Annotated in this window: 21 protein-coding genes, 1 pseudogene and 1 riboswitch; of the genes and pseudogenes, 13 read left to right on the top strand and 9 right to left on the bottom strand. The window is 62.2% G+C overall.

From position 1 onward, the window contains the following. Positions 1-84: 84 nt before the first annotated feature. Together BLP99_RS19660 and BLP99_RS19655 are read left to right on the top strand one after the other, a co-directional pair. On the top strand, positions 85-570 hold the full coding sequence (locus BLP99_RS19660; RefSeq protein WP_072396856.1) for a hypothetical protein: 486 nt from the start codon (positions 85-87) through the stop codon (positions 568-570). Positions 571-631: 61 nt separating this feature from the next. Next, entirely contained in the window at positions 632-919 is a 288-nt protein-coding gene (locus BLP99_RS19655; protein ID WP_072396858.1) for a PA4642 family protein, read from the top strand. A 107-nt stretch (positions 920-1026) separates the two neighbouring features. Here the strand turns inward: BLP99_RS19655 and mqo are convergent, their stop codons facing one another. Further along, positions 1027-2535 carry a malate dehydrogenase (quinone) gene (mqo, locus tag BLP99_RS19650; RefSeq protein WP_072396860.1) on the bottom strand — a complete coding sequence of 503 codons (1509 nt, stop codon included), beginning with the start codon at positions 2533-2535 and terminating at the stop codon, positions 1027-1029. 737 nt (positions 2536-3272) lie between these two features. Continuing rightward, positions 3273-3506, bottom strand: a complete 234-nt coding sequence (locus BLP99_RS19645; protein ID WP_072396871.1) for a hypothetical protein — start codon at positions 3504-3506, stop codon at positions 3273-3275. A 198-nt stretch (positions 3507-3704) separates the two neighbouring features. Between BLP99_RS19645 and BLP99_RS19640 the strand changes: the two genes are divergently transcribed. Next, the gene (locus BLP99_RS19640; RefSeq protein ID WP_072396873.1) at positions 3705-4289 is read left to right on the top strand and encodes a YajG family lipoprotein; all 585 of its coding nucleotides are present in this window, start codon (positions 3705-3707) and stop codon (positions 4287-4289) included. A 115-nt stretch (positions 4290-4404) separates the two neighbouring features. Here the strand turns inward: BLP99_RS19640 and BLP99_RS19635 are convergent, their stop codons facing one another. Then, positions 4405-4611 (bottom strand): hypothetical protein, encoded by a 207-nt coding sequence (locus BLP99_RS19635; protein WP_003185312.1) that lies wholly within the window; start codon positions 4609-4611, stop codon positions 4405-4407. A 349-nt stretch (positions 4612-4960) separates the two neighbouring features. On the opposite strand from BLP99_RS19635, the gene BLP99_RS19630 reads away from it, so the two are divergent. Further along, positions 4961-5245, top strand: coding sequence for a hypothetical protein (locus BLP99_RS19630; RefSeq protein WP_072396875.1), 285 nt, complete (start codon positions 4961-4963; stop codon positions 5243-5245). Positions 5246-5453: 208 nt separating this feature from the next. Here BLP99_RS19630 and BLP99_RS19625 read toward each other — a convergent pair whose 3' ends face one another. Then, on the bottom strand, positions 5454-6620 hold the full coding sequence (locus BLP99_RS19625; RefSeq protein ID WP_072396877.1) for a 1-acyl-sn-glycerol-3-phosphate acyltransferase: 1167 nt from the start codon (positions 6618-6620) through the stop codon (positions 5454-5456). Positions 6621-6760: 140 nt separating this feature from the next. Between BLP99_RS19625 and BLP99_RS19620 the strand changes: the two genes are divergently transcribed. Genes BLP99_RS19620 through BLP99_RS19610 form a run of 3 tightly spaced genes read left to right on the top strand, consistent with a single transcriptional unit; the run spans position 6761 to position 7874 of the window. Next, the gene (locus BLP99_RS19620) at positions 6761-6943 is read left to right on the top strand and encodes a CPXCG motif-containing cysteine-rich protein (protein ID WP_053146513.1); all 183 of its coding nucleotides are present in this window, start codon (positions 6761-6763) and stop codon (positions 6941-6943) included. Between the two features lie 11 nt (positions 6944-6954). Continuing rightward, entirely contained in the window at positions 6955-7215 is a 261-nt protein-coding gene (locus tag BLP99_RS19615; protein WP_072396879.1) for a putative signal transducing protein, read from the top strand. A gap of 35 nt (positions 7216-7250) precedes the next feature. Then, the gene (locus BLP99_RS19610) at positions 7251-7874 is read left to right on the top strand and encodes an SOS response-associated peptidase (protein WP_072396881.1); all 624 of its coding nucleotides are present in this window, start codon (positions 7251-7253) and stop codon (positions 7872-7874) included. A 57-nt stretch (positions 7875-7931) separates the two neighbouring features. On the opposite strand, the gene BLP99_RS26910 is transcribed toward BLP99_RS19610, so the two are convergent. Both BLP99_RS26910 and BLP99_RS26905 read right to left on the bottom strand, forming a co-directional pair. Beyond that, on the bottom strand, positions 7932-8675 hold the full coding sequence (locus BLP99_RS26910; RefSeq protein ID WP_371128611.1) for a methyl-accepting chemotaxis protein: 744 nt from the start codon (positions 8673-8675) through the stop codon (positions 7932-7934). A gap of 114 nt (positions 8676-8789) precedes the next feature. Then, positions 8790-8990: pseudogene (locus BLP99_RS26905) on the bottom strand (HAMP domain-containing protein); the annotation flags it as partial. 1296 nt (positions 8991-10286) lie between these two features. Between BLP99_RS26905 and BLP99_RS19600 the strand changes: the two are divergent. Continuing rightward, positions 10287-11102: a M48 family metallopeptidase gene (locus BLP99_RS19600; protein ID WP_053146507.1), complete on the top strand. Its 816-nt coding sequence runs from the start codon at positions 10287-10289 to the stop codon at positions 11100-11102. 109 nt (positions 11103-11211) lie between these two features. Here BLP99_RS19600 and BLP99_RS19595 read toward each other — a convergent pair whose 3' ends face one another. The 3 genes from BLP99_RS19595 to BLP99_RS19585 all read right to left on the bottom strand — a co-directional run bounded on the left by BLP99_RS19595 (position 11212) and on the right by BLP99_RS19585 (position 14056). Beyond that, complete coding sequence (locus BLP99_RS19595) at positions 11212-11796, bottom strand: TMEM165/GDT1 family protein (protein WP_072396885.1); 585 nt, start codon at positions 11794-11796, stop codon at positions 11212-11214. Between the two features lie 90 nt (positions 11797-11886). Further along, positions 11887-12009, bottom strand: a riboswitch (yybP-ykoY riboswitch). Positions 12010-12058: 49 nt separating this feature from the next. Next, on the bottom strand, positions 12059-13057 hold the full coding sequence (locus tag BLP99_RS19590; protein WP_072396888.1) for a class I SAM-dependent methyltransferase: 999 nt from the start codon (positions 13055-13057) through the stop codon (positions 12059-12061). Between the two features lie 33 nt (positions 13058-13090). Continuing rightward, positions 13091-14056 carry a 2-hydroxyacid dehydrogenase gene (locus tag BLP99_RS19585; protein WP_092181454.1) on the bottom strand — a complete coding sequence of 322 codons (966 nt, stop codon included), beginning with the start codon at positions 14054-14056 and terminating at the stop codon, positions 13091-13093. A 116-nt stretch (positions 14057-14172) separates the two neighbouring features. On the opposite strand from BLP99_RS19585, the gene BLP99_RS19580 reads away from it, so the two are divergent. The 5 genes from BLP99_RS19580 (at position 14173) to BLP99_RS19560 (ending at position 23343) form a co-directional block, all read left to right on the top strand. Further along, complete coding sequence (locus BLP99_RS19580; protein WP_072396892.1) at positions 14173-14802, top strand: LysE family translocator; 630 nt, start codon at positions 14173-14175, stop codon at positions 14800-14802. A gap of 164 nt (positions 14803-14966) precedes the next feature. After that, on the top strand, positions 14967-16649 hold the full coding sequence (locus tag BLP99_RS19575; protein ID WP_072396894.1) for a fatty acid--CoA ligase: 1683 nt from the start codon (positions 14967-14969) through the stop codon (positions 16647-16649). Between the two features lie 334 nt (positions 16650-16983). After that, entirely contained in the window at positions 16984-18843 is a 1860-nt protein-coding gene (locus BLP99_RS19570) for a DUF1302 domain-containing protein (RefSeq protein ID WP_072396897.1), read from the top strand. Between the two features lie 24 nt (positions 18844-18867). Beyond that, positions 18868-20232, top strand: a complete 1365-nt coding sequence (locus tag BLP99_RS19565) for a DUF1329 domain-containing protein (RefSeq protein WP_072396899.1) — start codon at positions 18868-18870, stop codon at positions 20230-20232. A gap of 372 nt (positions 20233-20604) precedes the next feature. Further along, complete coding sequence (locus tag BLP99_RS19560) at positions 20605-23343, top strand: winged helix-turn-helix domain-containing protein (protein WP_072459372.1); 2739 nt, start codon at positions 20605-20607, stop codon at positions 23341-23343. The last annotated feature ends 106 nt before the right edge of the window (positions 23344-23449 follow it).

The raw sequence follows: 23449 nt of genomic DNA, 5'->3' as shown, positions 1-23449 counted from the left end.
AGCCCCGGATGTATTGACCCGGCTCGCTTATTTTTATCGTTCCTGCTCATGCTAGAGTGCCGGGCCAAGACCTCGGAGCCTGACATGAGAGTATCGATCCGCCGCTGCGCCGTTCCGCTGTTGATATCCAGCCTGCCCCTGGCGGTGGTCGCCGCGCCGATGCACAGCCAGTTCCTGCCGCCTGACGACCTGGTGGTGCGCCAGGAACAGCCCGAACAACAGCAACTGCTGCAGGTCACCGAGTACTCGGTGGTGCTGGGCAACCAGCGGCAATCCAACCAGCAACCGATACCGGTGACCTCGCCACTGCTGGTTCGCCTCAAGGGCAAGCCCCTGAACAAGGGCGCCACCATCAGCCAGGTGATCCTCAATTTCGATGGCGAAAGCAAAAGCCTGAAGAAACCGCTCTTCGACGAAGCGAGCAAGACCCTGACCCTGTCTTATCCACAGGCCCAGTATCGGGTGGTCATCGATCTGTTGCGCAACGACACGGTCTACGTGCAGTTTCTGACCTACGCCAATGGTCATATCTGGGCCGACCTGCACACCGGCACCGAACGCTCGCGTTGAGCCCTGGGGCCCGCCGGGGGTAAACTGCCCGCCCCGTGAACTGTGCGAGCTGGAGCCGGCAATGCGTAAAGACAAGAAACAGGTGATTGGTGACGAGATTGGCGACGAACAGATCAAACTGTTCCTCAACTTCGAACCGGCCGATGCCACCTCGCCGTCGCTGCACAAACTGATCAAGGGCTATCGCGGTCTGCGGGTCGACGATTTCGAGCGCTTCCTGACCTTCTTCGTCGAAGCCGGCTATGACCTCGATGGCAAGGACGAACATGGCAACGATTTCGTCGCGTTGATCAAGGACCAGCGCAACGCCGAGGAATACATCGAGTTGTTCAACAAGGCGCGCGGTTGACTGGCCGAGGGGCTGCCTGGCGGACCAGCGGGCGCCATCCCAAGCTTCTCCCATAAAAAAACGCCCCGTATTCATGGAGTACGGGGCGTTTTTTTCATGCGGACCAATCAAGCGTAGCTTGGGGTCTCGCTGTTTTCTTCAACCAGTTCCAGTGCGACGTTGTTCTGCGCATTGACCTTGCGATACAGCGCCGCGTCGGTCTCCAGCACTTTTTCCCGGGCCGGGAAGATTTCCGCGAGCTTGGCGGCCCATTCGCCCTTGGCCTTCTCGGGGAAGCAGCGCTCGATCAGTTCCAGCATGATCGAAACGGTCACCGAAGCACCCGGCGATGCGCCCAGCAGGGCGGCGATGGTGCCGTCCTTGGCCGCCACCAGTTCGGTGCCGAATTGCAGGACGCCACCTTTCTTCGGGTCTTTCTTGATGATCTGCACTCGCTGGCCGGCCACTTCCAGGCGCCAGTCCTCGGCTTTCGCCTCGGGATAGAAACGACGCAGGGCTTCCAGGCGCTGCTCCATGGACTGCATCACTTCGCTGATCAGGTACTTGGTCAGGTCCATGTTGTCACGTGCCACGGCCAGCATCGGCCCGATGTTGCCGGCGCGCACCGACAGTGGCAGGTCCATGATCGAACCGTGCTTGAGGAACTTGGTGGTGAAGCCGGCGTACGGCCCGAACAGCAGGGATTTCTTGCCGTCGACCACGCGGGTGTCCAGGTGCGGTACCGACATGGGAGGCGAGCCCACGGCGGCCTGGCTGTAGACCTTGGCCTGGTGGTGCTTGACCACGTCCGGGTTGTCGCAACGCAGCCACTGGCCGCTGACCGGGAAGCCGCCGAAGCCCTTGCTTTCCTCGATGCCCGAGGCTTGCAGCAACGGCAGCGCCGCGCCGCCGGCGCCCAGGAAGACGAACCTGGCATCGACTTCACGAGTGCTGCCGGAATTGACGTCCTTGATGCTGACCGTCCAGCCGGCGCCATTGCGCTTGAGGCCGGTCACCCGCTTGCAGTACTTGACCTGGGCGTCCGGGGCACTGGTCAGGTGCTGGAGCAACTGATTGGTCAGGGCGCCGAAGTTGACGTCGGTGCCGTTCATGACCCGGGTGGCGGCGATGACTTCGTCGTCCGGCCGGCCGGGCATCATCAACGGCATCCACTCGGCCATCTTGGCCTTGTCCTCGGTGTATTCCATGTCGGCGAAGGCGTGATGCTGCTTCAACAGTTCGAAGCGCTTCTTCAGGAACGCCACGCCTTTCTCGCCCTGCACGAAGCTCAGGTGCGGCACCGGTGCGATGAAGGACCTGGACGAGCCGAACGTGCCCTTGCGGGTCAGGTAGGTCCAGAACTGCTTCGACACCTCGAACTGGGCGTTGATATGCACGGCTTTCTTGATGTCGATACTGCCATCGGCCGCCTGGGGGGTGTAGTTCAGCTCACACAGCCCGGCGTGGCCGGTACCGGCGTTGTTCCAGGGGTTGGAACTCTCCGCGGCACCGGAATCCATCAGCTCGACGACTTCCAGCGAAATCGCGGGGTCGAGCTCCTTGAGCAGCACGGCCAGGGTGGCACTCATGATGCCGGCCCCTACCAGAACTACATCGACTGCTTCGTTATGCGCCATTTAACGCGTCTCCAAAATCTGCAGCACCAAATTGTCGGCATAGCGGCCAGGAGTGGCGGGGCAAGGTCAGTTGCGCCCCAGGTACCCATGGCCAGGATCGCCATGTCCGAATCTTCGCAATTCATTCGCAACACTGCGGATGCATGCAGCCTGGCCTCAAGAGTCATATGAACTCATTTAAGCGCCGGGCAGGCAATTCGACTTATGGCCGAGACATCCACTCGTGCAACCAAATCCGTAGCGGACAGGCTTCAGGCGCCAGTTCTTGAGCGATATCCGGTCCTGTGTCGTTGGGCTATTCCAGACGCTGATGGTGCTTGTTCAGACGCAAAACTCTTCATTTGCTCGCCACACTCTCGTGAAGTTGTGAAAACCCGTTTTTTCACGCTCTTTTGAAGACGTGAACCTCAAAAAAGGGCTGTCCCAGCCTGGCACCGTGCCCGGATCGGTTGCCCCCATGGAGTACATGACAGGCAAAACGGGCAGACAGCTCAGTGACCGAGCGTAATGACAGCTCTGCAGATTCGCGAAAAGTGGTGATTGGCCCGGAAACAGCAGGCGCGCCAGCTTCACTCGATCTGTGTGGGCGGCTCTCTGTGGGCGATGCTGGGTGCCGATGACCATGCATCAGCGGTGTTGCGAGGCCCGATCAGGAGACGTCCTTATAATCGGGGGGAGATTGTAACGAAGAAACGCAGGGAAATGGTCGTGTTTAATGACTTTTATTAGCCATCTGGTCAGATGGCCAACAATTGACGGTTGCGAGCGCGGGCACGAAGCGGTTGTACGCGGGCGCTGGCGGGCAAGGGCTGGTTCAGCCAGCTGAGCCGGATCTCTTCGATTTCCACCCAACCTTCGCCCATGGGTTGCAGGCTGCATTGCTTGAACGCCTGGCAGCGACCGTCGCGGTCCAGCAGGGCGAAACTGCGGTGATGGGGGCGAGGGGTAAACAGGGAGATAAGGAGGCGCATGATCGTTACCGTGTCGGGATGCTTGGGAACAGCCTGGCATTGGGTCATGACATGCCGGTGTAAGGACCGTGACAATGGAGTGACAGGAACCGAGATAGCCGGTTCATGTCAGATATTTCAGCATTCATCGGCTGGTTCGCCGCGGTGGCGCACCGCTATACTGCGGGCTTGTCAGTGCCCGATTCTGGAGAGAAGAGCATGTTGCAACGCCTGTTGTTCGGTTTGATCGCTGTGACCAGTCTGACCCTCGTCGGCTGCGCCCACAGCCCGCAACAACTTAACCCTGAACCCAGGCTCAACGCCCAGCTGGCGCCAGTCGGACGTGGCCAGCCAGTAGTCGTGCGTGTGGTGGACGGTCGTCCCTCGCCAACCCTCGGTACCCGTGGCGGACTGTACCCGGAAACCAGCGTGATCACCGTGCAGGGGGCGCAGATCCTGCCCAAGCTGCAGGCCCAGGCCGAAGCCGCTGTACGTTTGCTGGGCTTCACCCCGACCGCGAACGCGATGAATGCACCGCAACTGACCGTGACCCTGGCCGAGCTCAAGTATCAGTCGCCCAAGGAAGGCATGTACGTGACGGAAGCCACCATCGGCGCGACGTTCCGCTCCGATGTGCAGAACGCCAACCGTCGCTACAGCGGTCGGTATGGCGCTTCGCTGGACCAGCGTTTCGGCATGGCGCCCAACCAGGACACCAACACCAAGCTGGTCGGCGACGTGTTGAGCGATGCCCTGACCCGGCTGTTCAAGGATCCGACCATTGGCCAGGTGCTGGCTGAGTAAGCATTAAGTCCTGTAATCCTTGTGGGAGCGAGCTGGCTCGCGATAGCGGTGGATCGGCCAACATCGAGGGGGCTGACACTCGTCTATCGCGAGCCAGCTCGCTCCCACAGTTTTTTCAGGCGGCCTGGGAATAGAATTCCAGCACGCTGATCCCGGTCAGCAGGTCTGTCTCAGGCAAGTCGGCATGCTGGTGGCCGCCCAGGGCGCAATACACCAGCCAATGGCGGTCCTGCACATTGAAGGACAGGCTGTCGACGAGGTTCTGTTGTTCGTCGCTCGGGCTGATGAGGTAGAGGCGATCCTGGTTTTCGGCGTGCAGCATGACGGGTTCCGTGCAGGTTTGGAGGGCGACAGAGTGGCCTATCCAGATGACGAAACCGTGACGCGAAGAATTACGATGGATCGCGGCCTTTCTGCCGTGGCGAAGGGATCGATTCCCGCTCGAGTGCGTGGCACTCGCAGGCGCTTGGGCCCGGCAGGAAGCCCGGGGCTGCTTCGCAGCCGGCGGGGATCAATCCCTCTGCCACAAAGTCGCTACGCCAGCATCCGAAGCACCGAACAGATCGTTACTGGTCGGAAAAAATGCGGCAGTGCGCCGGCCTTTCGGTAGAATCCGCGCCCTGTTCGCTGTCGCGGGCCGCGTCCTGTCCGTTTTTTCCTTGAGGTTTGTGATGTCGCTGCATCTGTTTTCGCTGTTCGCCGCCCACCCTGCCAAACTGATCAACCTGCTGGCCTTGTTGTTTGCCTGCCCTGGAGGTTGGTTGCTGCACGCCACGCGTCGTCGCGAGCTGCGGGCGCGGGCCAGCCTGCAAGCGCGCAGTGGCAACGGCGAGGAGCGCTTCGAAGCACTGCTGGACCTGGCCACCCAGCGCATGAACCGATTCTTCTATCGGTTCGGTTTTGCCTGCCTGGCGCTGGCGTTGCTGGTGTCGTGGATCAGTACGCAGGTTCACTGAAAAACGCGAAATGGCGGCTTGCACCGCCGGTCACGGATGTTTTTGTGGCGAGGAGATTGATCCCCGCTGGGCTGCAAAGCAGCCCTTCGAACCCAATAGATCAGCCTTGATCTACAGCCATTTTGCGGTGGCTGCGCAACCGAGCGGGACGGTGCGACGTTTCGCCAAACCCCTCGCCAGATATCCTTGTATCGGCAGCTAGGCGGCGTTACAACGGCAACCCCGCCTTGACCCGATACTGATTACGCACCGGCGTCGCGTATTGCAATACCAGGAACGGCCGGTATTCTGCCGGGCAAGCGTCCAGCCGGCGTTGCCATTCCTCCTCGGCCTTGGCCAGCTCTTCGGCACCGAACATCTGCGCCGCCCTGGGAACCTGCAATTGCGGGTCCGCGTCGGCCCATTGGGCGTAGGCCAGGTAGTGCACCGGGAACAGGCGATAACCGCCGAGAATCTGCCGGTCCATTTCCTGGGCCAGTTGCTTGGTGTCCTCGAACAGCTCGGTGATCGGCGCGGCGAAGTTCACATGGACCCGGCCCTTGTAGCCGGTGATGCCCTTGGCGATGCTCACGTCATCCTCGCCCGGTGCCTTGGTGTAGCTGCCGGTGGTGGCGCGGATATACAGCTCGCGGGCCTTGGCCTGGTCGCACGGGTCGTATTCATAGCTGATCGACACCGGCGTGAGGTTCAGCGACTGGATCACCTCGCCGAACGGTTCGTCCTTGCGGCTCATGTGGAACATCTTGAGGATCGCCGACTCGGTACGGTCGTCGCCGTCCTTGGCCCGGCCTTCGGCCTGGGCGATCCAGATCGAAGCGCAGTCGTGCCGGATCGAGTGGTTGATGTACGCCGAGAGCAACTGATAGGCCGCCAGTTTCTCCTTCCGCCCGGTGAGGGAGCGGTGCACGATGAAACTCTTGTTCAGGCGCATCAGGTCGCTGACGAAGGGTTTCTGCAGCAAGTTGTCGCCGATGGCGATGCGCGGGGTCGGCAGGCCGGCGTGGTACACGGCGTAGTTGACGAAGGCCGGGTCCATCACGATATCGCGATGATTGGCGATGAACAGGTAGGCGCTGCCGGACTTGAACTGCTCCACCCCGGTATAGGTCACGCCGTCGGTGGCGCGCTCGATGGTGTGGTCGACGTAGAACTCCACTTTGTCCTGCAAGGTGGCGACCGACGTCACGTCGGCGAACTCACGGCGCAATCTTTGCGCTATAAGAGGTTTGAGCAGCCAGCCGAAGGCTCCGGCCAGGCGCGGAAAGCGGAAGTGGGTGAGGATATCTAGAAACGCCTTGTCACCGAGCAGCCGAGCCAGTACCGCTGGGACTTCGCTGTCGTTGTAAGGTCGGATGGCATCGAATTCGCCCATCATGCTCTCTTGTTGGAAACGGCTAGGGTAAGTTAAGGGTTCGATCAAAAAACCGACAGGGCACGGCCTGGAAGATAAGCCAGACGAAAATAGCCCTGCAAATAGACCGGCGATTATACGCACAAGTCACCTGGGAGACCGCGATGCTGGAAACCGAGCGCTACGAATGTCCTTATTGCGGTGAACCGGCTGAAGCGGTTCTGGACCTGTCCGGTGGCGACCAGACCTATATCGAGGACTGTCCGGTGTGTTGCCGCCCGATCTATTTCATCCTGCAAACCGATGGCCATGAATGGTTGCTCGAGGTTCACAGCGAGAACGAATGACGGGGGCGTCCATGCAGCGAATCTACGAACTGGAAAACCTGATGGAAGGCGAGCTGCTGCAAGGCATGCTCGCCAGCGAAGGCATCACCGCGCACCTGGTGGGCCGCGACCTCGTGGGCGGTGCCGGCGAGTTGCCGATGCAGGGGCTGCTGGGGCTGGCGGTGGAGGATGAGCAGGCCCAGTACGCCCGCGAGCTGATCGCCGCGTACAATGTCGCGCTGCCGTTGCCCGGCGATGAACCGGACAGCTATCCCGGTACCCTGGTCTGTTAGGCTGACGGCCGTTCAATCGAGAGTCCTGTTGCCCCATGTGTGGACGTTATGCCCTGTTTCGCTGGAATCCCGCTTTCGCGGCCCTGCCTGGCTTTCCCGCCGACCAGAAGGCCCAATGGAATATTTCGCCCAACGATTCGGTGCTGATGCTGCGGGCCGGCGCCGAAGGCCAGCGCGAACTGGCCCGGGCTCGCTGGGGGCTGACCCCGGCGTGGCTGACGGACCTGTCGCGTACACCGGCCCATGCCCGGGCCGAAACCGTGGCCGAGCAACCGATGTTCCGCGAAGCCCTGCGCCTGCGTCGCTGCCTGTTGCCGGCCAACGGCTTCTACGAATGGCGTGGCGGCACGCGCAAGCGACCCTACTGGCTGACGCCGGGGGAGGGTTCGTCACTGTTTTTTGCCGCGATCTGGGAAGCCTATCCGGTGCAGGAGCAGGTGTGGTTGAGCACGGCGGTCATCACCCTGCCGGCGGCGGGCCAGCGCCGGCCGTTGATCCTGGATGAAGAAGGGCAGCGGCTGTGGCTCGATCCCCAGACGCCGTTGCATGCCTTGCAAGGGTTGCTGGCGAGCGAGCCGGCGCCATTGCGCGAGCGGGTGCTGGCCAACCTGGTCAACGATCCGAAACTCAACGGGCCGGAGTGCCTGACTCCGGCGTGAGTGTCGCGGTGCCCATGCGGGCCTCATCGCGAGCCTGCTTGCGATGAGGCCCCGGGGTCAGACCCTGAACTGATTGATCAAGCGCCGCTGCTGCTCTGCCAGTTTGGTCAGGCCGGCACTGGCCGCGCTGGACTCGTCCGCGCCGCCCGCCACTTCGTTCGCCACTTGCCCGATGTTGATGACGTTGCGGTTGATGTCATCGGCCACGGCACTCTGTTCCTCGGCGGCGCTGGCGATCTGGGTGTTCATGTCATTGATCACCGACACGGCCTGGGTGATGGTTTCCAGGGCCTGGGCGGCCTTTGCGGCATGCTGGACACTTTCATCGGTACGGTGCTGGCTGTCTTCCATCACCCGCACCACATCCCGGGTGCCCTGTTGCAGTTGCTGGATCATCGACTGGATTTCTTCCGTGGCTTGCTGGGTCTTCTGCGCCAGGTTGCGCACTTCATCGGCCACCACCGCAAAACCACGGCCCTGTTCACCGGCCCGGGCGGCTTCGATGGCTGCGTTGAGGGCCAGCAGGTTGGTCTGCTCGGCGATCCCGCGGATGGCAGTGAGAATCGCGTTGATGTTCTCGCTGTCCTTGGCCAGGTTTTGCACGACGCCTACCGCCCTGCCGATTTCCTGGGCCAGGGCGCCGATGGACGTGGAGGTGTCCTGCACGATCCGCATGCCCTGGCTGGCGGCCTGATCGGCATGACTGGCGGCCTGGGCCGCCTGGGTCGCGTTGCGCGCCACATCCTGGGCAGTGGCGGTCATTTCGTGCACGGCGGTGGCGACCTGATCGATCTCCGCCATCTGCTTGTGCACGCCCTGGTTGGTACGTATGGCGATATCGGCGGTGTGCTCCGACGAGTCGCTGACGCTCTGCACGGATATCACCACCTGGCTGATCATCCCCTGCAATTTGCTCAGGAACGTGTTGAACCCCTTGGCGATAGCCCCCAGCTCATCGGCGCGGTCGCTGACCAGGCGCCGAGTCAGGTCGCCTTCACCCTGGGCGATGTCATCGAGCATGGCCACCATCTGCTTGAGTGGCCGGGCGATGCCATGGCCCACCAGCCAGATCACCAGCAGGCCAATACCGGCGATCACCAGGCCCACCACGGTCATGCCGAGGATGTCGGACTGGCGCTGATCGTCCAGGTCATTCTGCAAGGCTTGCAGATCGGCCATTACCGCGTTCAGCGGCAGTTGCAGCATCAGCGTCCAGCGGGCGTTGGTTTCGCCGATGCCGAATGGCATGTACACCTCGATATGCCCATGTGCTTGATCGATGTCGTAGCGCACTTCGCCGATGCTGAGGCGGGTCAGGTTATCCAGTTCGTTGGCGTCCAGCAGGTCACTGCCTTTTTCCCCCAGCTTGCTCGGGTCCTTGGTAAAGGCCACCAGGCGGTTGTTGGTGGACAGCAAGGCCATTTCCCCGGCTCCGTCGTACAGCTTGGCGTCGGCGGCCACGAGCATGTCCTGGATGAAGTTCACCGACAGGTCCGCCCCGGCGATGCCCTGGAATGCGCCGTTGATCATGATCGGTTCGATGAACGAGGCGAGCATGGTCATGGTGTCGCCGACGCGGTACGGCGCCGGGTCGATCACGCAGGCTTTCTTGCTGTCCTGGGAGCACAGGTAATATTCGCTGGCGCGAATGCCGGTGGAGAGCATTTTCTGGTCGGCCACGTCGGCAAGTTTTTCCAGGCCCAGGGTACCGTCCTGGTTGCGGAACCACCAGGGCAGGAAGCGCCCGTTGGTTTCCATGCCCAGGACCTGGCTGTTCACGTAACTGGCGTCGTCGTGGTCGATGGCGTTGGGCTCCCAGGCGATGTAGGCGCCAAGGACTTTCGGGTTGCGCACCACGGTTTCACGCAGCAGGTTGATCAACTGCTCGCGTGGCACTTTCAATTGCGGGCTGCCATCCGTGCCGGCCATGCCCATGAGGGCGTTGGTTGTGGCCAGGCCCTTGGCGAGGGACAGCGGCGCCTCCAGTTCCCGCTGGATCAGGCTGGCCTGGGTGCGGGCCAGGGCGCTGAGGCGTTGCTCGATCTGTTGCTTGAATTGCGCCTTGGTTCGCTCTTGCACCATCTCCTGGGTGCGCGCACCGGCGAACAGCGCGTACAGCACCAGGGCACCGACCACGCTGAGGACGATGGCGCCCGCCAGGGCGGCCACGGAAAACTGGATAGATCTGAACTTCATAAAGACTCCGGACGTGTAAATGACGCCTGGACGCTGTATCGGCGTTTGCGTGGCCCTGCATGAGTGGCTGTTCGTCGGGTGACTGTTTTGGAATCGTGGGTGTCGCAAATGGACTTCGATGAGATCCGTCCGAATTAGCTGTAATCCCTCGCTGTGTATCTGGCGCAGATACAAAACCGCGCATAGGATACGCCCACGTTTTCAGGGAGCTTCGTTATGAACAAGACATTGATGGTAAGTGCACTGAGCGCGGGCCTGTTGCTTGCCGGTTGCCAGTCGGTCAACACCACCAGCGGCGGAGCCGTGGGCGTAGAGCGCAAGCAGTACATGTTCAGCATGCTGTCCAGCGCCGAGGTCAACCAGATGTACGCCCAGTCCTATCAGAAGACCATGGGCGAGGCGAGCGCCAAGGGCGTGCTGGACAAGACCAGCGCCGATGCCAAGCGCGTCCAGGTCATTGCCGACCGGCTGATTGCCCAGGCCCCGGTGTTCCGCCCGGATGCGGCGCAATGGAACTGGGAAGTGAACCTCATCAAGAGCGACGAGCTCAACGCCAACTGCGGCCCCGGCGGCAAGATCATGTTCTACACCGGGCTGATCGACCAGTTGAAGCTGACCGACGCTGAAATCGCCGCGATCATGGGCCATGAAATCGCCCATGCCCTGCGCGAGCATGGGCGCGAAGCGATGTCCAAGGCTTATGGGATCGAGATGGCCAAGCAGGGCGCCGGTGCGTTGTTCGGCCTGGGCCAGGACAGCCTGGCATTGGCCGACACCGTGGCGAACTATGGCATGACCTTGCCCAACAGCCGTGGCAACGAAAACGAAGCCGACCTGATCGGTCTAGAACTGGCCGCTCGCGCCGGCTACGATCCGAACGCCGCGATCACCCTGTGGAACAAGATGAGCAAGGCTTCGGAAGGTGCTCCACCGGAATTCATGAGCACCCACCCTTCGTCGAGCAGCCGGATCGCTTCGTTGCAGGCGGCGATTCCCAAGGTCATGCCGCTGTATCAGCAGGCCAGGAAATAAGCATCGTCATGCGGTGAGGCGGCTGGCCTCGTCGCGAGCAAGCGCGTTCCCACAATGATCTTCAGCCCCTGTGGGAGCGAGCTTGCTCGCGATGAACGATGACGCGGTATCAAACCCACCCACTGCTCTGCATCGCCTTGTACACCGCGACGATCGCCAGGATGAAAAACGCCGAGGCGGCCAGGCGGCGGATAAGGGCGAGGGGCAATTTCTCGGCGGCGAAATTACCCGCCAGCACCACTGGCACGTTAGCGATCAACATACCCACGGTCGTGCCGATGATCACCAGCCAGAGCTCCGGGTATTGCGCGGCGAGCATCACCGTGGCGATCTGCGTCTTGTCGCCGATCTCTGCCAGGAAAAAGGCGATCAGTGTGGTCAGGAACGGCCCGAACCTGCGGGCGGTATTGGCCTCTTCATCGTCCAGCTTGTCCGGGACCAGGGTCCAGAGAGCCGTGGCCGCAAAGCTCGCCGCCAGGATCCAGTGCAGGACTCCATCCGAGAAAATGCTGCTGACCCAGGCGCCCACCGCACCGGCGGCGGCGTGGTTGGCGAGTGTCGCGGCGACGATGCCGGCGATGATCGGCCAGGGTTTGCGAAAGCGAGCCGCCAGGATAAGCGCGAGCAATTGTGTCTTGTCGCCGATTTCGGCCAGCGCAACGATTGCGGTCGGTACCAGGAAAGAGTCCAGCATCAGGGGGATTCCTAAAGGGGCGGGTCGACACGGCTATGACACGTACAGCCTTCCCGCCCCGGGTAAGGTGTGCGTGTCATAGGTCTTGTCAAACCCAGCGACCATCTGCGTGGACGCTTGGGCCGCATACGCCATGGTCTGCTGACCAAGTATGTTGACGTATGCCGGGCGAGCAGGGCGCTCGCGGGAGACTACTCCCCTAGGACGGAGCGGATTCTGCCTAGGCAAATCCGATAGGGCAAGTGCTGTTTCGTGAAAAAATTCAGCCGCGCTTGGCCCGGTAGATGCGGAACCCCTGACCCTCGGCCTTGATCGTGCAAACCCCCAGGTGTTCTTCGATCAACGGCTGGTACTTGAGGAAACTGTTCGCCACCAACCGAAGTTCGCCGCCATTTTTCAGGTGTTTGGCAGCTTTTCTCAGCAAGTTCTCCGTGGCCTGGTAATCGGTGTGCACACCGACATGGAAGGGCGGATTGCTGAGGATGGCATTCAGGCCCATGGGCGCTGCGTCGATACCGTCTGCGGTCAGTACTTCGGCCTCCAGCCCGTTGGCAGCCAGGGTCAGGCGGCTGCTGGCGGTGGCGAAAGCGTCCACGTCCAGCAGGGTGACGCTGTTGTGTGGGTAACGTCGCTTGACGGCCGCTCCCAGCACGCCGGCACCGCAGCCGAAATCCAGCAGGTGGCCGCTGGGCAGTTTATCCAGGTGCTCGAGCAACAGCGCACTGCCGCGATCCAGCCGACCGTGGCTGAACACCCCCGGCAGGCTGACGATCTTCAGAGGGCCTTCGGCCAGGGGCAGCTCGTAGGTCTGGGCCAGGCTTTCCAGGGGCTTGGCCTCGGGCGCATTGGCGACGGTGACCTGCCACAACTGGCAATGCCGTGCGCTGTCGAGCTTGCGCGGCTTGCCGAATGGGTTGAGTTGCTTGGATGCGCTTTCGATGCCGGCGCGTTTTTCGCCCACCAGATAGACCTCCCGACCGGCCAGGCGCGCCGCCACGGCGTTGAGCAGGTAATCGGTGAGGTCCTTGGCCTTGGGCAGGAACACCACCGCAGTGTCGAATGCGCGCTCGGGAACGTTCACGCCGAAGTGGCTGCGCTCAGGGAAACGCGCGTCCAGTGCGGCCTGGTCCCCTGCGTGCCAGCACCAGCCATGGGCCCCGGGCAGGCGGCCGAGCAGGTCGTCGGCGGGCAGCCCGGCCAGCAAGACCGATCCTTGGAATAACTCGGCCTGACGAAGCAGTACTTCACTGCGCGGATCCATGGTCTGCTCCTTGAAAAAAAGTGCGGCAGTTTATCAACTGACGACTCGTCGTGCTGCACCGCTGAAAAAGCCCTGGGCGTTTTCAGTCAGTTGACCGACGATCCGCTGCCGCGCCTCGCGGCTGCCCCAGGCGTTGTGGGGCGTGACGATCAGGCGGGGAATATCGGCGGCCAGCAGTGGGTTGCCCTGGGTCGGTGGTTCCACGCTCAGCACATCGGTGGCGGCGCCGCCCAGGTGGCCGCTGCGCAGGGCATCGGCCAAGGCCTGTTCGTCGATCAGACCGCCTCGGGCGGTGTTGAGGACAAAGGCCCCGGGCTTGAGCAGCGCCAGTTCCCGCGGGCCGATGAAGTGGCGGGTGTGCTCGTTGAGCGGACAGTGCAGGGTCAGGGCATCGACTTGCGGCAGCAACTGATCCAGCGGCAGGTGATCGGGGCGGGCAGGGCGACCAGGGACCTGCCCCAGCAGCACGCGCATGCCAAATGCCTCGGCCAGCCGGCCGACGGCGCTACCCAGCTCGCCGTGGCCGAGCAAGCCCAGGGTCTTGCCTTGCAGTTCGACGATGGGATAGTCCAGCAGGCAGAACTGCGCGGCCTGTTGCCAACGACCTTCACCCACTGCTTTTTGATAATCGGCCAGGCGCGTCGCCAGGTTCAGCAACAGCATGATCGTGTGCTGGGCCACCGACGGCGTGCCGTACCCCTGGCAGTTGCAGACGGTGATGCCGTGGCGACGAGCCGCCTGCAGGTCGACATTGTTGGTACCGGTGGCGCTGATCAGGATCAGCTTGAGGCTGGCGTTTGCGGCCATGGCCGCTGCGTCGATCACGACCTTGTTGGTGATCGCCACCGTGGCGTCCTGGAGTCGTTCTGTCACCTGGCCGGGCAGGGTCCGGGCGAACAGTTGCAGTTCGCCGAAGCAGTTGCGCAACGGGGCCAGGTCCAGGTCACCCAGGTCCAGGGAAGAATGGTCGAGAAAAACGGCGCGGGCGGTGTTCGTCATCAACTGTACCTTTTGTGTCAGAAGCCGAAGGCGTAATGTGGCGAGCCTATCAGATGAGTTGCGGCCCTGGCGCCGCACGGCATCCACTCAACAAGGCCTACCCACGAGGAGCCCCCATGTACCTCACCGAATTCCTCACTGTCGCCCTGATCCACTTGTTGGCGGTCGCCAGCCCCGGGCCGGATTTCGCCGTGGTGGTGCGCGAAAGCGTGACCCACGGCCGGCGCGCGGGAACCTGGACGGCGCTGGGCGTCGGCACGGCGATTTTCCTGCACGTGGGCTACTCGCTGTTGGGTATCGGCCTGATCGTGTCGCAATCGATCGTGCTCTTCAACGCCTTGAAGTGGGCCGCTGCCGCCTACCTGCTGTACATCGGCTTCAAGGCGCTGCGGGCCAAGCCAGCCGGTGCTGCCGAAGACCACCTGCACAAGGAGGTGGGTGAGCGTAGTGCCCGTGGCGCGTTCACCTCGGGCTTCATCACCAACGGCCTGAATCCCAAGGCGACGCTGTTCTTCCTGTCGCTGTTCACTGTGGTCATCAACCCGCATACACCGTTGGCGGTACAGGCCGGTTACGGCGTATACCTGGCGGTCGCCACGGCCTTGTGGTTCTGCATGGTCGCCATGTTGTTCAGCCAGCAGCGGGTGCGCGCCGGTTTCGCCCGCATGGGCCACTGGTTCGACCGCACCATGGGCGCGGTGCTCGTGGCCATCGGCGTGAAGCTGGCGTTCACTGAGACGCATTGATCTGCGAGCGTATCCGTCCAGGCTGCGTGACGCGTGCAAATACTGGCTCAAGGCTAGTATTTGCCTGCTGAATAAATCATTCCTTTGGCTGATTTGATCCGTGTATAAGCGCTCTAGAGTGCTCACCTCCAGCCACGACTATGCAGTCAGAAAAAGGGATTCTTATGTTGCAGACTCGCGTTATTCCTCCTGCCGAAGGCGCTTATCAATACCCGCTGCTGATCAGGCGGCTGTTGATGTCCGGGGCCCGTTACGAGAAAACCCGCGAGATCGTCTACCGTGACCAGTTGCGCTACAACTATCCGACACTGGTCGAACGGGTCGCGCGGCTGGCCAATGTGCTGACCGAAGCCGGGGTCAAGGCGGGCGATACCGTCGCAGTGATGGATTGGGACAGCCATCGGTATCTGGAATGCATGTTCGCGATACCGATGATCGGCGCGGTGATCCATACGATCAACGTGCGCCTGTCGCCGGAGCAGATCCTCTACACCATGAACCATGCCGAGGACCGTTTCGTGCTGGTCAACAGCGAGTTCGTCGGGTTGTACCAGGCCATTGCCGGCCACCTGACCACGGTGGAAAAGACGCTGCTGCTGACCGACTTGCCGGAAAAGACCGCCGACCTGCCGAACCTGGTGGGTGAATACGAGCAACTGCTGGCCGCGGCGAGCCCCGTCTACGACTTCCAGGACTTCGACGAGAACTCGGTCGCCACCACCTTCTACACCACCGGCACCACGGGCAACCCCAAGGGGGTGTACTTCACTCACCGGCAGTTGGTGCTGCATACCCTGGGCGAGGCGACCATCATGGGGGCCATCGACAGTGTGCGGCTGCTGGGCTCCAATGACGTGTACATGCCCATCACGCCGATGTTCCATGTACATGCCTGGGGCCTGCCGTACGTGGCGACCATGCTCGGCCTCAAGCAGGTCTATCCCGGCCGGTACGATCCGGAATTCCTGGTCCAGCTGTGGCGCAATGAGAAGGTCACGTTCTCCCACTGCGTGCCCACCATCCTGCAAATGGTCCTCAACGCCAAGAGCGCCCAGGACGCCGATTTCGGCGGCTGGAAAATCGTCATCGGCGGCAGTGCCCTGAACCGTAGCCTGTATGAAGCCGCCAAGGCCAAGGGCATCCAGCTCACCGCCGCCTACGGTATGTCGGAAACCGGCCCCCTGGTGTCCTGTGCCCACCTGAACGACGAATTGATGGCCGGCAGCGAAGACGAGCGCATCACCTACCGGATCAAGGCCGGCGTACCGGGGCCCCTGGTGGAGGCGGCGATCGTCGATGCCGAGGGCCGCTTCCTGCCTGCCGACGGCGAGACCCAGGGGGAGCTGGTACTGCGGGCGCCCTGGCTCACCGAGGGTTATTTCAACGAGCCGCAGAAAGGCGCCGAGCTCTGGGCCGGTGGCTGGCTGCACACCGGTGACGTCGCCACGCTGGACGGCATGGGCTTCATCGACATCCGCGACCGTATCAAGGACGTGATCAAGACTGGCGGCGAATGGATCTCCTCCCTGGACCTGGAAGACCTCATCAGCCGTCACGTGGCGGTACGTGAAGTAGCAGTGGTGGGTATTCCGGATCCACAGTGGGGCGAGCGTCCGTTTGCCTTGCTGGTGATTCACGAAGGGCACCAGATCGGGGCTCGGGAGCTCAAGGATCACCTCAAGCCGTTCGTCGAGCAGGGGCACCTGAGCAAGTGGGCGATTCCGAGCCAGATTGCCCTTGTTACGGAAATTCCCAAGACCAGTGTCGGCAAGCTCGACAAGAAGCGCATCCGCGTCGATATCGTCGAATGGCAAAGCAACAACAGCACCTTCCTTTCCACGCTTTGAAGCGTTCCTGCCGTGCCCGAAAGGGCACGGCAGCCCCACCAAGCAAGCGCTTGCCTTGTCAAACCGGAAAAATCAGCCATCCTTGCGGTGCCGATATCTGTCGGCCTGGCGAAAGGACTGTTCCAGAGTGGTCGAGGGCTGCAAATCACACTTTAGAGGGATCAAGCCGTACTACCTGCTGGCTATAGTCCGCTCACGGATTTTTCAGGAACGGGGCGCACGCACGAAAGAGCGATGCGACTTCCGCGGGGTATCGGGGCGTTGCCGCGCCCAGGCCGTCGAAGTGTTCCTGGAACGTTCACTGCCATAACAATAAGCACATGGAGTAGCGTCGATGACCACAGCAACCACGTTCTGGCGCCGGGCAAAATTGCCTCTGGCGGTCAGTCTCGCCTCTTCGCTCGCCGGGCCGGCATTTGGCGTCAGCTTCAATATCGGTGAAATCGAAGGCCAGTTCGACTCGTCCCTGTCGGTGGGCGCAAGCTGGTCCACGGCCAAGCCCAACAGCGACCTGATTGGTGTCAACAACGGCGGCAAGGGGTTGTCGCAGACCTCCGATGACGGACACCTGAACTTCAAGCGTGGCGAAACCTTCTCGAAGATCTTCAAGGGCATCCACGACCTGGAACTCAAGTATGGCGATACCGGCGTGTTCGTACGCGGCAAGTACTGGTACGACTTCGAGCTGAAGGACGAAAACCGCCTGTACAAGGACATCAGCGACAGCAATCGCAAGGAAGGCGCCAAGTCTTCCGGCGGGCAGATCCTCGATGCGTTCGTCTATCACAACTACGCCATTGCCGATCAACCGGGCTCGGTGCGCCTGGGCAAGCAGGTGGTCAGCTGGGGTGAGAGTACCTTCATCCAGGGCGGCATCAACTCCATCAACCCGATCGACGTGTCCGCGTTCCGTCGTCCCGGTGCCGAGATCAAGGAAGGCCTGATCCCGGTCAACATGTTCTACGTGTCCCAGAGCCTGACCGATAACCTGTCGGCCGAGGCCTTCTACCAGATTGAATGGGACCAGACCGTGGTGGATAACTGCGGTACGTTCTTCTCCCAGCCCGATGTGATTGCCGATGGTTGCAATGACAACCTGCGGGTATTGAACAAACGCTCAAGCATTCCGTTTCCGGGTATTGTCCTCCCGATACTGGAAGGCCAAGGCGTCGACATCAACGAAGAAGGCGTGCTGGTGCGTCGCGGTCCGGACCGCGATGCCCGCGACAGCGGCCAATGGGGCGCGTCTCTGAAGTACATGTTCGAGCCGCTGGACACCGAGTTTGGCGCCTACTTCATGAACTACCACAGTCGTGCGCCGATCTTCAGTGCTACCGGTGCGCCGCAGTCGGTCTACAACAGCGCTCCGCTTTTTGGTCAGCTGGCGCCCCTGATCGTGGCGGGTAACTCGAATTATTTCGTCGAATATCCTGAAGACATCCGTTTGTATGGCCTGAGCTTCTCCACGACGCTGCCCACCGGTACGGCGTGGAGCGGTGAACTGAGCTACCGTCCGAATGCCCCGGTGCAATTGAGCACCACCGATATCCTGTTTGCCGGTGTCACCCCATTGCCCGGGCTCGGCAATGCCTCGGTGCTCCAAGGCACTCCGGGCCAGGACCTGCATGGCTATCGCCGCAAGGAAATCACCCAGTTCCAGACCACCTTCACCCACTTCCTCGATCAGGTCATGGGCGCCAGCCGCCTGACCCTGGTTGGTGAAGTCGGTGTCACTCACGTCGGTGGCCTGGAAAGCAAATCCGATGCTCGTTACGGTCGTGATCCGGTGTTCGGTCCAGGCCAGTTGCCCAACGGCTTCTGCAGCACGCTCAACTCTTCGACCGCCGCAGGTGGTGGCCAGACCGCCGCCAACGTGAACAGCAACTGCAACAACGACGGCTTCACCACCTCCACCTCCTGGGGCTACCGCGCTCGCGCCATCTGGGAATACCCGGACGTGTTCGCCGGTGTGAACCTCAAGCCCAACGTGGCCTGGTCCCATGACGTCAAAGGCTACTCGCCAGGCCCTGGCGGCAACTTCGAGGAAGGCCGCAAAGCTGTCAGCCTCGGTCTGGATGCCGAATACCAGAACACCTACAACGCGAGCCTGGCCTACACCAACTTCTTTGGTGGCGACTTCAGCACCGTTGACGATCGCGATTTCCTGGCGCTCAGCGTCGGCGTGACCTTCTAAGCACCGTATTTCAGGATGATCACTATGAAAATAACAAAGAGTCTGTTGCAGGTCGGTGCGTTGGGGCTTTCCCTGCTGGCCGCCAGCGTCATGGCGGCGGTGCCTGCCGCCGAAGCCGACAAACTGGGCAAGAGCCTGACGCCGATGGGCGCCGAGATGGCCGGCAATGCCGACGGTTCGATCCCAGCCTGGAAACCCATGGCCAAGAACGCCGGTTCCGTGGACAGCAAGGGTTTCCTGTCCGATCCGTTCGCCAGTGAAAAACCGTTGTTCACCATCACCGCGCAGAACGTCGACCAGTACAAGGACAAGCTCGCGCCGGGCCAGTACGCGATGTTCAAGCGCTACCCGGAAAGCTTCAAGATGCCGGTCTACCCATCCCATCGCGGTGCCACCGTTCCGGATGAGGTGTTCGCCTCCATCAAGAAGAATGCGGTCAACACCAAGCTGGTATCCGGTGGCAACGGCCTGGAGAACTTCGAGACGGCCATTCCGTTCCCGATTCCCCAGAGCGGCGTCGAAGTGATCTGGAACCACATCACCCGTTATCGCGGCGGCAGCGTGACCCGCCTGGTGACTCAGGCCACCCCGCAGCCCAACGGCTCCTACAGCCTGGTGTACTTCCGCGACCAGTTCGTGTTCCGCGACAAGATGAAGGACTTCGATCCAGCCAACCCCGGCAACATCCTGTTCTACTTCAAGCAGCAAGTGACCGCGCCGGCGCGCCTGGCCGGTGGTGTGCTGCTGGTGCACGAAACCCTCGACCAGGTGAAGGAACCTCGCTCGGCCTGGGTCTACAACGCCGGCCAGCGCCGTGTGCGCCGTGCGCCACAAGTGTCCTATGACGGCCCGGGGACCGCCGCCGACGGCCTGCGTACCTCCGACAACCTGGACATGTACAACGGTGCGCCGGATCGCTACGACTGGAAACTGGTAGGCAAGAAAGAGCTGTACATCGCCGCCAACAGCTACAAGATCGACTCGCCGCAACTCAAGTACGCCGACATCCTCAAGGCCGGCCACGTCAACCAGGACCTGGCGCGCTACGAGCTGCGTCGTGTCTGGCATGTGACCGCGACCCTGAAGGAAGGCCAGCGCCATATCTACGCCAAGCGTGACTTCTTCATCGATGAAGACACCTGGCAAGCCGCGGTGATCGATCATTACGACGGTCGTGGCCAGCTCTGGCGCGTCGCCGAGGCCCATGCCGAGAACTACTACGACAAGCAGGTGCCGTGGTACGCCCTGGAAACCCTCTATGACCTGCAGTCCGGGCGCTACCTGGCCCTGGGCATGAAGAACGAGGAGAAATCGGCCTACGACTTCGGCTTCACCGCCAGCACCGCCGACTTCACCCCGAACGCGCTGCGCCAGGACGGTATCCGCTAATCGCTTTACCCGAGGCCGCATCCTCGAAAAAACGCCCCGACTGGTTCGGGGCGTTTTTTTGTTGGGGCTAAACACAAATGAGCGGGTAAACACAACGTTGTGGCGCGGGGTTCATCCCCGTTGGGTCGCGAAGCGGCCCCTCAACCCGCCAACTCGAAGCGACAGATAGATGCCTTCAATCTTTGGGGCCGCTTCGCAGCACAACGGGGATGAACCCCTCGCCACAGAAGTCATGCCTGACGCGCCTTTCAAGTTGAATCGACGTGTAGTCTTTTTGTAGCCATTTGTAGCACTCCCTTCAATACCTTCCCGTTTACCGCTAGTCTGCGAAAATCTGCAACGCCGCCATCCGTAATTCAACAAGAGCCGGCCATGACTGATTTGTCTGCACCTGCACACTCTGACCGCGCAGCCATCGCGGTACGGGACGGGCGCTTCTACCGACCGCCGCTGCCCGATGGGCACGTCGCGCGTCCACGGTTGTGCGAGCGCTTGAGCGCGGGGCTCGGTGGTCGGTTGCTGCTGGTGAGTGCACCGGCGGGGTTCGGGAAAAGCTCCCTGGCCGTGGAGTTCTGCCAGAGCCTGCCGGCCCATTGGCAAAGCCTCTGGCTGGGTCTCAATACCCGCGATAGCGACCCGGGGCGTTTCCTGGAGCGGCTGCTCGAAGGGCTCCAGGCCTTTTTCCCCCAGTTGGGAGGCCGTGCGCTGGGGTTGCTGAAGATGCGTCAGCGCCACCAACCCTTCGCGTTCGAAGAGTGGCTCGACGGCCTGCTGGATGAACTGACCACCCACCTGTCGCCCTGCTTCCCCTTGCTGCTGGTGCTCGACGATTATCACCTGGCCCAGGGCGCCGTCCTGGATCGTTGCCTGCAGTTTTTCCTTAACCACCTGCCTGACGGATTACTGGTGCTGGTTACCAGCCGCCAGAGACCGGACTGGCATCTGGCGCGCCTGCGCCTGTCGCGGCAACTGCTCGAACTGAACGAGCAGGACCTGCGCCTGACTCACGACGAAGCCCAGATACTGCTCGAGCATCACAGTATTTCGTTGCGCGGCGAAGCCCTGGAGAATCTCATCCAGCGCAGCGAAGGCTGGGTGGCGGGGTTGCGTTTCTGGCTGCTGGCGGCCTCCGAAGCCGGCACCGAGGGCCGATTGCCCCAGGCGCTGCATGGCGGGGAAGGGCTGATCCGCGATTATCTGCTGGAGGAAGTGATCGACTGCCTGCCTGCCGATGTGCAGGCGTTCCTCTACGACACCGCGCCGCAGGAGCGCTTCTGCAGCGAGTTGTGCGACGCCGTGCGTGAAGCCCATGACAGCGCCGAGATCCTGCGCTACCTGGCGGCCCACCAGGTCTTTCTGGTGCCATTGGACGAACATGGTCGCTGGTATCGTTATCACCATCTGTTCTCCGATCTGCTGCGCAGCCGTCCCAGCGAGTCGGCCATGGTGCCCGCGGCCACCTTGCACCTGCGGGCCTGTCGCTGGTTCAACGCCCAGGGCCTGATCGACGAGGCCGTGGAACAGGCCTTGCGGGCAGGGCACCTGGACGTGGCGGCAAACCTGGTGCAGAACCTTTCGGAAGAGCAATTGCTGGCCGAGCAGAACGTCGGCATGTTGCTGCGCTGGAAAATGGACCTGCCGGACAGCCTGCTCATCAGTACGCCTCGGCTCATCGTGCTCTACAGCTGGGCGCTGGGGCTGGCCTGCCAACTGGATGCGGCCGAGGAGCTGGCCGCCCACTTGAGTCGTTTCCTGCCGGCGCCTTCGGCTACCGCGCAGAAGTCCATGCTTGCCCAGTGGCTGGCGCTGAGCGGTATCGTCGCCCGAGGGCGTGGGGATCGTGAGGCCACGGTGCGTTATTGCACCGAAGCCCTGGAGAGCCTGCCGCAAAAGCGCTATGGCCAGCGCCTGATGTGTCTGTCCACACTCTCGAACCTGGCGATTGCCGACGGCGACCTGTGGCGTGCACGCAACCTGAATCGCGATTCCCTGGAACTGGCGCAGCGGGTCGGCAACCCCTTGTTCGAAGCCCTGGCCCATTACGATCGCGCCCGGGTGCTGCAGGCCCGGGGGGAAATCGTGCGGGCACTGGATGAGGTGCGCCAGGGCCAGCAGCGCCTGCACAAGCTGTCGCCACAACGGCTGTATGCGGTGCGGGCGCGGTTGACCCTCTACGAGGGCTTCCTGCTGACCTTGCGCATGCAGCCCGAGGCCGGACTGACGCGGTTGCAGGCGGGCCTCACCGAAGCCCGCGCCTGTCGCGATATCAGCGTTTTGATTGGCCATTGCGTGATCGCAAGGGTCGAAGGCCATAACGGCGAGTTTGCCCGCGCTTTCGCCGAACTGGCCGAGGCCGAACGCCTGATGCATATCTGGGACGTTCCGCCGGTCTACTACCTGGCGATGATCACCCTGGTCAAATGCGAGCTCTGGCTGGCCCAGGGACGCACCGATCTCGCCGAGGCCTGGCTGTTGCGGTTGGGGCGGACCTACACGGGCGAGCGGGCCGCCGCGCCGCCGGAGTTCCATCCGCAATTGCCGTTGCATGTGGAATTGCAGCAGGCCGTACTGGAATCCATCCGGGGCCAACCGATGCTGGCCGAAGGGCGGCTCAATGCCTTGCTCGAACATGGCCAGCAGACCGGTCGGCAGATGCTCAGCGTGATGGCGCTGAACCAGAAAGTGGCGCTGCTGTTGAGCATCGGCCGCGAGCCGGCCGCTCGCAGTGCCCTGGCCCAGGCGTTCGACGCCGCCGCCGGCGGTGTGCTGCAACCGTTCCAATGGCTATTGGCCGAGGAACATCGGGACTGGCTGCGTGAGCAACTGCTGCACGCGCCGTCCACGCCCCTGTGCCAGAGCCTGCTGGAGCGCCTGCCGTCGGCGACGGCGCAAGCAGCCGATGCCCCGGCGCCTGTCGAAGCCCTCAGCGGCCGCGAGCGCGCGGTGTTGCAACTGATTGCCCGAGGCTGTTCGAACCAGGAAATCAGCGAGCAACTGTTCATTTCGCTGCACACCGTCAAGACCCACGCCAGCCACATCAACAGCAAGCTTGGCGTGGAGCGGCGTACCCAGGCCGTGGCGCGGGCGAAGGAGTTGGGGTTGCTGGGCTGAGTGTGTTCCAGGCTCTGTACGAAAACTGCCTGCGCGACGATCATGCTGCGTTGAAAACAGGCTCATGCGCGAGTCCGATCGGAATGCTCATCTACAATCAGTCAAC

Origin of the sequence: Pseudomonas sp. NFACC32-1, from assembly GCF_900101215.1 — a bacterium.
GTDB lineage: Bacteria > Pseudomonadota > Gammaproteobacteria > Pseudomonadales > Pseudomonadaceae > Aquipseudomonas.
Note: the sequence above shows the minus strand (reverse complement) of the source record. Positions and strands in the feature narration are given on the sequence as shown.